Raw genomic sequence first — 8,740 nt, forward strand, 5'->3', positions numbered from 1 at the left:
TTAATCAAGTTTTAATCATTTTTTATTTATTTCTCGTTATCGTTACAATATGAATTTTAATACTCATTTATATAAACTTAAAAACATAATTGAAATATAAATATGAAGTTACACAAACTATATGGGTATATTCAAATTCATATAATTTTTCAATTCTTATTAAAATTTTTAGGTTTAATTTTGCGTTTAAATTTATTTATTAAATTTCTCAATAATCTCTTTTAAACACTCCATACAAATTGGGGAACCTTTATAGTTCTCTAAATTTTCATCACTACCACAAAACAACAAGTTGATTTTGATTTTTCTATTTGAATATAATTTTCAAATAATTTAATATTAACCAATTGGTTTTCATTAAATTGTAATGTATTTCTCATTTCTTTTGGTAAAACAATTCTTCCTAAACTATCAATACTTCTTTCTACACCTAAAGATAAGTCTTTTGTATTATTTTTCATTTTCACCCTCCAGTAAATCAAACTATTTGAATTTATTCTATTGGATATTAATGGAAAAGTAACTGGAAATTAATTCCTTTTGATTTTACGGTGATAGAAATTTAGAAAAAGTGTCTATTTGAAGTTGAAATTACGCATAATAGATAAAATTTACAAATTACAACTAAAATGGTTACTATTATTTTTAGTAGATTTAAAATTTGAAAGTCTCAAAATAACATATAATCATTGTATTTCAATGGTTATTGCTATAATATAAAGAATAAATAGTCAAATAAATGCCAATTTATTTGACTACTTGTATATAGTAAAAATATAAATTTATATTATAAATAAGGAGGATATTAACAAAATGAGTAAAAACTTTATAGATGCACTAATAGAAACAAAGGATTTTAAAAACTCCTTATATAGTATTTTAAAACATAGCTTTTTATATCACTCAAATAAAATCGAGGGAAGTACATTTACAACAGAAGCCCTAGCTCTTTTATTAGATAAAAATGTAGTTACAGGAAAGCATACTTTAGATGATGTTCAAGAAACAGTAAACTCAAGTTATGTATTTGATAGAATCATAGAAACATTAGGAAAGAAAATTGATGATCAATTTTTAAAGGATCTACATGCTAGACTTATGTTTAATACAACCATGCACCAAAGAGGATATGCGGGTATATATAAAACAATTCCTAATATGATAATAGGAACTAAAGCTAAAATTGCACAACCATTTGAAGTACAATCAAAACTAGATGAACTCCTTGAATGGTACTATAACTTAGATACTATAACATTAGAAGACATAGCAGCTTTTCATCATAGATTCGAACTGATACATCCTTTCCAAGATGGAAATGGTCGTATCGGAAGATTTATTATGCTAAAGCAAATGCTTGAAAACAATCTACCTATAAAAATAGTGTCTTGGGATAGTGAAGATTTATATAGAGAAAGTCTAAATTTATGTGATGTAGACTATTATGAACCATTAACAAAATACTTAGAAAGCTTAGAAGACTTTAGAGAAGAATATAAAGAGCTTTTAGACTTTAATTAAACTATATATGAAAAAAGTAGTAAGTTACCTTAGAATATCTAGTGCATCACAAATTGACAATACCTCTATAGAAATGCAAAATGAAAAAATAGAGCTTTACTGCAAGTTAAACAACATAGAACTAGTAAATACTTATATTGATGAAGGTTTATCGGCCAAGAACTCTGATAGACCTGATTACAATAAAATGATTGAATTTATATCAAATAAAGAAAATAAAATAGATGCAATAATAGTTTATAAATCAGATAGGATCCATAGAAGCCTTAAAAACTTAATGATAATGGTAGACTATCTCCACGAATTAGATATAGGTTTTGTATCTATAACCGAGCAATTTAACACCAATACAGCTCAAGGACTTTTATTTCTTCAAATGATAGGAAGTTTCTCTGAGTTTGAAAGAAAGTTAATTTCTGAAAGAACACACGCTGGAAGAGTTTCTAAAGGAAATAAAAACTTATTCCCTGGCGGTAGGATACCTCTTGGATACAATTTAATAGATAATGATACATTATCCATAGACGATACCGAAGCAGAAATAGTAAAAGATATATTTAAACTTAGAAGCAAAGGACTTTCTTATGAAAAAATAGGATTTAAATATAACTTCACAAAACAAAGGGTATCATATATACTTTCTAATCCTATTTATATAGGAAAGTATGTCTATGATGGAAAAATAGAAAAAAACAAAATTAACATGCAAGTACCACCTATAGTTAGTCGCTATATTTGGAACAAAGTTAATTCATAAAATAATTAAATATGTTTTAATTTTAAATAAGATATTTTTTTGTAAGCTATATTATTACAGTTTGCTTATAATTGTACTACAATTATCTTACAATGATATTTTTGTATTCTTACAAAATGTAAGCTAATAAAAAGCGATATATAAGCTTTTTGTAAGTAACCTGTAATTTTTAATAGGGGTGATTAATTTGACTAAGGACGAGTTTAATAAGTTAGATATAATTAGACAAATAGATTATTTAAACACACAGTTAAAGAAAGGAACTTCTTTGACTATACTTTGTAAAAACATTGGAATAGCAAGAAGTACAGTAGGGGGAAGAGTAAAAAAGCAAGGATATGTTTTTGATAAAGAAATAAACCAATACACATTAGAAAAAAGTATTGGCGACGGCCGAGCTTACAGTAAGCTTACAGTAAGCGACTCGCGTACAATGGAAGATACTGGGCTTATGTTAAGTTCAACTGATTCTAGTAATTTGGGGTATTTATTAAAAAATATAGATATATTGAAAAATTTTATAGAAGGCAGCAAGATATCTGATTCTCCAAGTGAAGTTAATAGTTTAGAAGATGTTATAAATGATATTTATAAGTTTAAGCAAGATAAGAGAAATTATAAGGTTAAAAGTTTAAGAATTGATGCTGATATATTAAATGATTTTGAAAGTATAGCTAATGATCTATCTAGTAAAAGTATTAATCAGCAAGAGTTTTTAAATTATATATTAAAGTCTTATATAGAGTTTTACAAAAGTTTATGATTTCATTAATTAGTATTAAAGTAATAGAATGCAGTATTAAAGATTTTTAATAAAGTAACTTATATGCATTATTTGATAGTTGATTAAACCTTATGATTAAATTAAGAATCTCAGAAGGAGTAGTTTAATGTTTGAATTTGAATATGAGAACACTATAGAAGATTTCGTTCGTGGAGAAGAAATAAGACATTCATTAAGTTTTAAAAGAGTATTTTTGGATATAACATTTGCTGACCTTATACTGCCTGTATTCTTACTTTTATATGGTTTGTACTGTATACATGTGGGGGTAAATATACCAGGCATACTTATGTTAATTTTAGCTGTTGCTCTCCCTTTAGATGAAAAGTTTCCGTCACCTAAAAGTAGAAGTAGGGTATATAGAAATAAATATACAAAAATAATACAAGATTGTCCTCACCTATTACTAGAAAAAACTTTTACGATAGATAATACAGATATCAAAATTTTTTTTAGTAATAGAACTGTTATAGTTCATTCGTTAGATGTATTTAAAAAATGTGTATTAGGTGAAAATGCTATTTATTTGTATGCATATAAAGATTACAGTTTATTAACTATAATACCTTATTCAACATTTAAATCGGAAGAAGATAGGGATAAATTTAGTGAATACATAAAAATGCAGCAAAACCTGAAATGACAGTTTTAGCTATTAGCATTGTATCCCAATAGCTACAGAAGATAGTTATTGGGATACAATGCTAAATTTATATAAACATTATAAAGAACTTAACTTTGATATATTAATATTGTTTATAAGTAATTTGACTACAATGTTATTTTTAAATTTACTTCATGAACTCCATCTTCATTAACTATATCAGTTTCTATAAAACCTATTTTTTCATATATATACTTAGCATGTTCATTACCCCATATGTAAGTAGTAGTAACTGTCTTTGCAGAAAATTCTCTTCTTAAGAAATCAAGCAATTCTATTAAAGCATAAGTTCCGTAACCTTTGTTTTGAAATTTTCTATCAATAATGTAATCCCATAAAAAAAACTATCATGAGAAAATTTCCTTAGTAAAATAAATCCTATTTTGCATTCATCCATGTATATATCAAATCCATAGTTTCTTTATTGTTGCAATGCTTTGTTGATTTTTTCCATTGAAGATATATACTTTTCTTATGTCATAGACTTTCATTTGATGTGCAATTCTTTTAATATATATTGATAATCAAATATTGTTTATATACCATTATAAATATAAGTTTTAAACAATGTTTATTAGGGGTGGAGTATTATGGATAATTTAAATATACAAAAAAGAATGTATGAAATAGCAACGCAATTTATATCAAGAAGATTTCCTAAAGGTTGGGGTGGAGTGGCAGTTATACATACAGATAAAGGGAATTTTTTCGAGAGTATTGCTTTAGATAATGCAAACGGTAGTACTCAATTATGTATTGAAGTTGGAGCAATGTGTGAGGCTCATAAATATAACGAAAAAGTTACTCATTGTATTTGTGTTGTCAGAGAAAATGAGAATGAACCTTTTACAATTTTAACACCATGTGGTATTTGTCAAGAAAGGTTAAGATATTGGGGAACTGATGTGCAAGTTGGTGTTACAACAAAAGACAACCATATAAAATTTATTACTTTAGATGAACTTCAACCATATCATTGGACAAATGCTTATCCAGTCGAAGAATTAGAGCATTTTAAATTATAAAATTATAGCTAAGGAGATTATATGAGGTTAAAACAAATTACAGATAGAATTTATTATATGGAGTTTGATGATGATACAGATAGACCTGTACTTAGTTATATAAAAGGAGATAAGTATACTTTAGCTATAGACGCGGGTAATTCTAAGATGCATGTATCTCAATTTTACTCTTTATTAAGCAAGTTAGGCTTACCTAAGCCTGATTATACAGTAATTACACACTATCATTGGGACCACACATTCGGAATGAGTGCTATATCTGGAAAATCAATTGTCTGTGATGTAACTAATCTTAAATTGGATAAAATGAAAACTTGGAATTGGACTGAAAGTGATATGAACTCTCGAATTGAAAATGGAGATGATACTGAGTTTTGTAAAAATAATATTATTAAAGAATATGATTGTCTTGATGAAATTAAAATAATTACAGGTGATATTATTTTTAAAAATGAATTAACTATTGATTTAGGCGGAATTGAATGCTTTATAAAACATATACAGTCACCACATACAGATGATTCTGTTATTGTATATGTTCCTAGTGAAAAAATTGTATTCGTAGGTGATGCTGATTGTGGAGATTATATTAGTTTAAATGGTAAATATGATAAGTTTAAATTAAAGTCATATATTGATTTTATTCAGACTCTTGATTTTGACAAATACGTTATAGGACATGACGAAATGGAATCAAAGGAAACTGCAATGAAATATTTACATGAACAACTAGCTCTATTTTGATATATCATATGTATCAAAATAGAGCTAGTTTATTGTTTAGCATAGAACTTTGCATATTTTTAGATAGTGAAGGTAAATAAAGTTAGCTCTAGTTTGACGATATTTTCATAAAATATATGTTTGAGTGAGTTTGTATAGAGGTTATTTTCTTTTAATTATAGAAATTATTATTAATATTAAATATTGGGGGGATAAGTATGAAAAAGTTAATATCAATGATGATAGTATTAATAATCTCCATAAGTGTAGTAGCATGTAACAATATAGACATTGAGGAAAGTATGAATACTATAGGAGATAAACAACTAACTCAAGAACAAAAAATACAGGATTTTGAACAGATGTTTCAAACTATAGAAAAAGGCTATCCATATCTAGAAGTAAATAAAAGATTAAATAATGTAGATTGGATAGCAAATAAAGAAAAGTATCTAGCGCAGATAAAAAATACTGAAAATGATGAAGAATTCATCATAAAACTTAATGAAATACTAATGGAATTAAACAATGGACACACTCATTTAATAAATAGTAAAGAGACATACGAGTTTTTTTAAAGCGTATATATTGATACAGGATGGTATGATTTTTTAGAAGATGAAAAAGTAGTGAATAGATATAACTCTATTACAAGTAGCATTGAAAATAACAAAAATCCTATGGCTAAAAAAGATATAATTATAGAGGATGTAGTAGATGGAAAAATTGGATACATGAACTTACCTCAAATGTACGGTGTATCTAATGAAATAACAAAGGAAGACATAGAATCTGATATGAAGATAATAGGAGATTATATATCTACATTAGAAAACTATAAAGCATTAGTTATAGATATAAGAGGAAATTCTGGTGGAGATGATACTTATTGGAGAAATATAGTTTCTAAAATTATACAACAAGACATACAAAATAAAGGATATCTAGTTTTTAGGAGTAATAATCAAACCATAGATAACTATGTTAATAAAAGAAATTTTTTGGTAAATTCTATAGACAGCTTATCTAAAGAATTATTACAAAATGCCCCAGATGAAGTTATTAGCGATTTTAGTGAAGTTATGGAGTCAACAGTAACTATAGAAAGCTCAAATACATCTAAATTCAAAGGTAATATATATCTTTTAGTAGATAATGTTGTATATTCATCAGCTGAATCATTTTCAATATTTAGTAAAGAAAGTGGATTTGCAACTTTAATAGGAGAAAGAACAGGTGGAGATGGGGGAGGAATAGACCCTCTATTATTTGACTTAGATAACAGTGGACTTATTGTAAGAATGGCTGGTGATATGTACTTAACAGGTGAAGGAATATGTAATGAAGAACATAAAACTGTACCACATTATGAAATTAGTGATGTAACTAAAACTCAGAAATTTGAAGAGGATAAATGTATTCAAAAGGTATTAGAGTTAGAAAATATTAATTAGGTATTAAAAAATATTGAATTGCCTCTTTATTATATTTTGAGTTATAACAATGTATATAAATATAAAAAACTCTACAAAGATAAACATTTAATAATATTGTTTATCTCTGTAGAGTTTTTGTTAAAAGTTATTAACTTATTTGCCCACGTCCGAGCTTACAGTAAGCTTACTGTAAGCTACACACTTACAATTGAAGATACATGGCTTATACATAAAATAAATTTGAATTTTATTTTATATATAAGCTCTTTAGATATCTACCTTCTATGTTACTACTATATGGCTTTTCTACAAAACCATATTTAACTAGATATTCATTTGTAACACCAAATATTTGATGCCATAGTTCATTAGATATTTCTTTTATATCAATACCATGCTTTACTGATGTTATATCGCTAGAGTCTATTTCTATATTGTTTAAAAATTTTTGTACTATATCTTCTATATTAGGAAGAATAATTTTTGAAATATCATTAACTATAGTTGTATGGTTCTTATCAAATATAGGAACTTCAATAGATATTTTATTTTTATCATCTATGTTTATATAATTAATATTTTTAAGAAATTCAAGCAATTGTTTATCATATTCTTCGTAAGAATTATAATCATTAGATCCTTTTGATATGTTAATAATTAAATTCCCACAATCGTTCATTATATTTCTATTCATATGATCGTTTAATGTGTTGTAGGAGTTGTTTAAATTTTCGAATTTACTAATACTATCATTGTTTTTATCAACTTGTCTAAAGAATCTATATACATCTTTCCTATCTCCATTACAATCTCCAAAACTATTAAATATAAAGTCTTTAGTTCTATAATTGTTGCTACTACATAATAAATTATTACTATGTGTTTCTAGTTTTTTAGTATTCTCATATCCTACGATAATATAATTTCTCTCTCCTGGTTGTTTTTTTGATATACAAAATATATCTTTATCAGCGAAAAAATCCATTGCTACTCCATCGAATATATTATCGCATATAATATGATATAAAATTCTTTTATAATTAAATTGTTCATGGTTATTTAATTTGGAAATTATATAATCTTTAAGGTTTATTATCTTATTGGAAATCTCCATTGCAACCTCATTTAATTTCAAATCTAATATTTCTATATCCTTTTCTAAAAAAACAGGAAAGTTTAATTTATAGGTATCATTTTTTATTTCTATTGCATTTATTAAATTTAAACTATTTATAATATTGTTTAATTCATTTGAATTTATATCTAATTCATTTTTTATATCACTTTCATTAAGTGAAAAGGGATCGTTTTTTGCTATTAAGTATATTATTTCTGATATATTAGTTTTATTTAAAACACTATATGGATTATATTTATCATATGCTCCTACTTCTCCAAATACATAAAACTGAATTCTATCCATTGTTATTTCCCCCTGGTTTAAATTTTTAAAATCTAGTTCTCAATATATATTAATTTAATTATACTTGTAATAATTTAGCTTGCAACTATGTTACTTATAATGTGTAAGTTATTTTGTTGGTTTCTAGCAATACTTTTAGGTATGTTTAAATACATTAAAGACTAGTAAAGGTCTTTTTCTGCTCTAAAGTAATCTATAAATCAAAATATAACTCACAAAAAATATTAATAGTATATTTAATAAATTTAAATATAATCAAACATCCATTAATGTAAATGTATAAAGCTATATGAATACATGAAAAAAGCCTATATGTTATCTTATACAGGCTTTCGTTGTTATTTAAATATATTTGTATTAAAATCGATTTTTTTACTTATACAGCTTTAATATGGATAAAAAGAATC

At 25.5% G+C, this 8,740-nt stretch carries 10 protein-coding genes and 1 pseudogene; 8 read left to right on the forward strand and 3 right to left on the reverse strand.

The window, feature by feature from the left end:
- Positions 1-260: 260 nt before the first annotated feature.
- Positions 261-461: an AbrB/MazE/SpoVT family DNA-binding domain-containing protein gene (locus tag ACRCYC_RS05345; protein ID WP_438618072.1), complete on the reverse strand. Its 201-nt coding sequence runs from the start codon at positions 459-461 to the stop codon at positions 261-263.
- Between the two features lie 352 nt (positions 462-813).
- On the opposite strand from ACRCYC_RS05345, the gene ACRCYC_RS05350 reads away from it, so the two are divergent.
- The 4 genes from ACRCYC_RS05350 (at position 814) to ACRCYC_RS05365 (ending at position 3,705) form a co-directional block, all read left to right on the forward strand.
- Positions 814-1,521 (forward strand): Fic family protein, encoded by a 708-nt coding sequence (locus tag ACRCYC_RS05350; protein WP_438618073.1) that lies wholly within the window; start codon positions 814-816, stop codon positions 1,519-1,521.
- Positions 1,522-1,528: 7 nt separating this feature from the next.
- Positions 1,529-2,278 carry a recombinase family protein gene (locus tag ACRCYC_RS05355; RefSeq protein WP_438618074.1) on the forward strand — a complete coding sequence of 250 codons (750 nt, stop codon included), beginning with the start codon at positions 1,529-1,531 and terminating at the stop codon, positions 2,276-2,278.
- A 187-nt stretch (positions 2,279-2,465) separates the two neighbouring features.
- Positions 2,466-3,041 carry a hypothetical protein gene (locus ACRCYC_RS05360; protein ID WP_438618075.1) on the forward strand — a complete coding sequence of 192 codons (576 nt, stop codon included), beginning with the start codon at positions 2,466-2,468 and terminating at the stop codon, positions 3,039-3,041.
- A 127-nt stretch (positions 3,042-3,168) separates the two neighbouring features.
- On the forward strand, positions 3,169-3,705 hold the full coding sequence (locus tag ACRCYC_RS05365) for a hypothetical protein (protein WP_438618076.1): 537 nt from the start codon (positions 3,169-3,171) through the stop codon (positions 3,703-3,705).
- A gap of 128 nt (positions 3,706-3,833) precedes the next feature.
- On the opposite strand, the pseudogene ACRCYC_RS05370 reads toward ACRCYC_RS05365, so the two are convergent.
- A pseudogene (locus ACRCYC_RS05370) lies at positions 3,834-4,055 on the reverse strand (GNAT family N-acetyltransferase); the annotation flags it as partial.
- A 261-nt stretch (positions 4,056-4,316) separates the two neighbouring features.
- On the opposite strand from ACRCYC_RS05370, the gene ACRCYC_RS05375 reads away from it, so the two are divergent.
- The 4 genes from ACRCYC_RS05375 (at position 4,317) to ACRCYC_RS05390 (ending at position 6,928) form a co-directional block, all read left to right on the forward strand.
- Positions 4,317-4,751: a cytidine deaminase gene (locus ACRCYC_RS05375; protein WP_438618077.1), complete on the forward strand. Its 435-nt coding sequence runs from the start codon at positions 4,317-4,319 to the stop codon at positions 4,749-4,751.
- Positions 4,752-4,772: 21 nt separating this feature from the next.
- Positions 4,773-5,495: an MBL fold metallo-hydrolase gene (locus ACRCYC_RS05380; RefSeq protein WP_438618078.1), complete on the forward strand. Its 723-nt coding sequence runs from the start codon at positions 4,773-4,775 to the stop codon at positions 5,493-5,495.
- A 197-nt stretch (positions 5,496-5,692) separates the two neighbouring features.
- Complete coding sequence (locus ACRCYC_RS05385) at positions 5,693-6,052, forward strand: hypothetical protein (RefSeq protein WP_438618079.1); 360 nt, start codon at positions 5,693-5,695, stop codon at positions 6,050-6,052.
- A gap of 51 nt (positions 6,053-6,103) precedes the next feature.
- Positions 6,104-6,928, forward strand: coding sequence for a S41 family peptidase (locus ACRCYC_RS05390; protein ID WP_438618080.1), 825 nt, complete (start codon positions 6,104-6,106; stop codon positions 6,926-6,928).
- A 229-nt stretch (positions 6,929-7,157) separates the two neighbouring features.
- Here ACRCYC_RS05390 and ACRCYC_RS05395 read toward each other — a convergent pair whose 3' ends face one another.
- Positions 7,158-8,333 (reverse strand): hypothetical protein, encoded by a 1,176-nt coding sequence (locus tag ACRCYC_RS05395; RefSeq protein ID WP_438618081.1) that lies wholly within the window; start codon positions 8,331-8,333, stop codon positions 7,158-7,160.
- Between the last annotated feature and the right edge of the window lie 407 nt (positions 8,334-8,740).

Source organism: Paraclostridium sp., from assembly GCF_051657365.1.
Classification (GTDB): domain Bacteria; phylum Bacillota; class Clostridia; order Peptostreptococcales; family Peptostreptococcaceae; genus Paraclostridium.

Coding starts and splice junctions, on each gene's coding strand:
- ACRCYC_RS05345 (WP_438618072.1), bottom strand. CDS start 461: ATGAAAAATAATACAAAAGACTTATCTTTAGGTGTAGAAAGAAGTATT.
- ACRCYC_RS05350 (WP_438618073.1), top strand. CDS start 814: ATGAGTAAAAACTTTATAGATGCACTAATAGAAACAAAGGATTTTAAA.
- ACRCYC_RS05355 (WP_438618074.1), top strand. CDS start 1,529: ATGAAAAAAGTAGTAAGTTACCTTAGAATATCTAGTGCATCACAAATT.
- ACRCYC_RS05365 (WP_438618076.1), top strand. CDS start 3,169: ATGTTTGAATTTGAATATGAGAACACTATAGAAGATTTCGTTCGTGGA.
- ACRCYC_RS05375 (WP_438618077.1), top strand. CDS start 4,317: ATGGATAATTTAAATATACAAAAAAGAATGTATGAAATAGCAACGCAA.
- ACRCYC_RS05380 (WP_438618078.1), top strand. CDS start 4,773: ATGAGGTTAAAACAAATTACAGATAGAATTTATTATATGGAGTTTGAT.
- ACRCYC_RS05385 (WP_438618079.1), top strand. CDS start 5,693: ATGAAAAAGTTAATATCAATGATGATAGTATTAATAATCTCCATAAGT.
- ACRCYC_RS05395 (WP_438618081.1), bottom strand. CDS start 8,333: ATGGATAGAATTCAGTTTTATGTATTTGGAGAAGTAGGAGCATATGAT.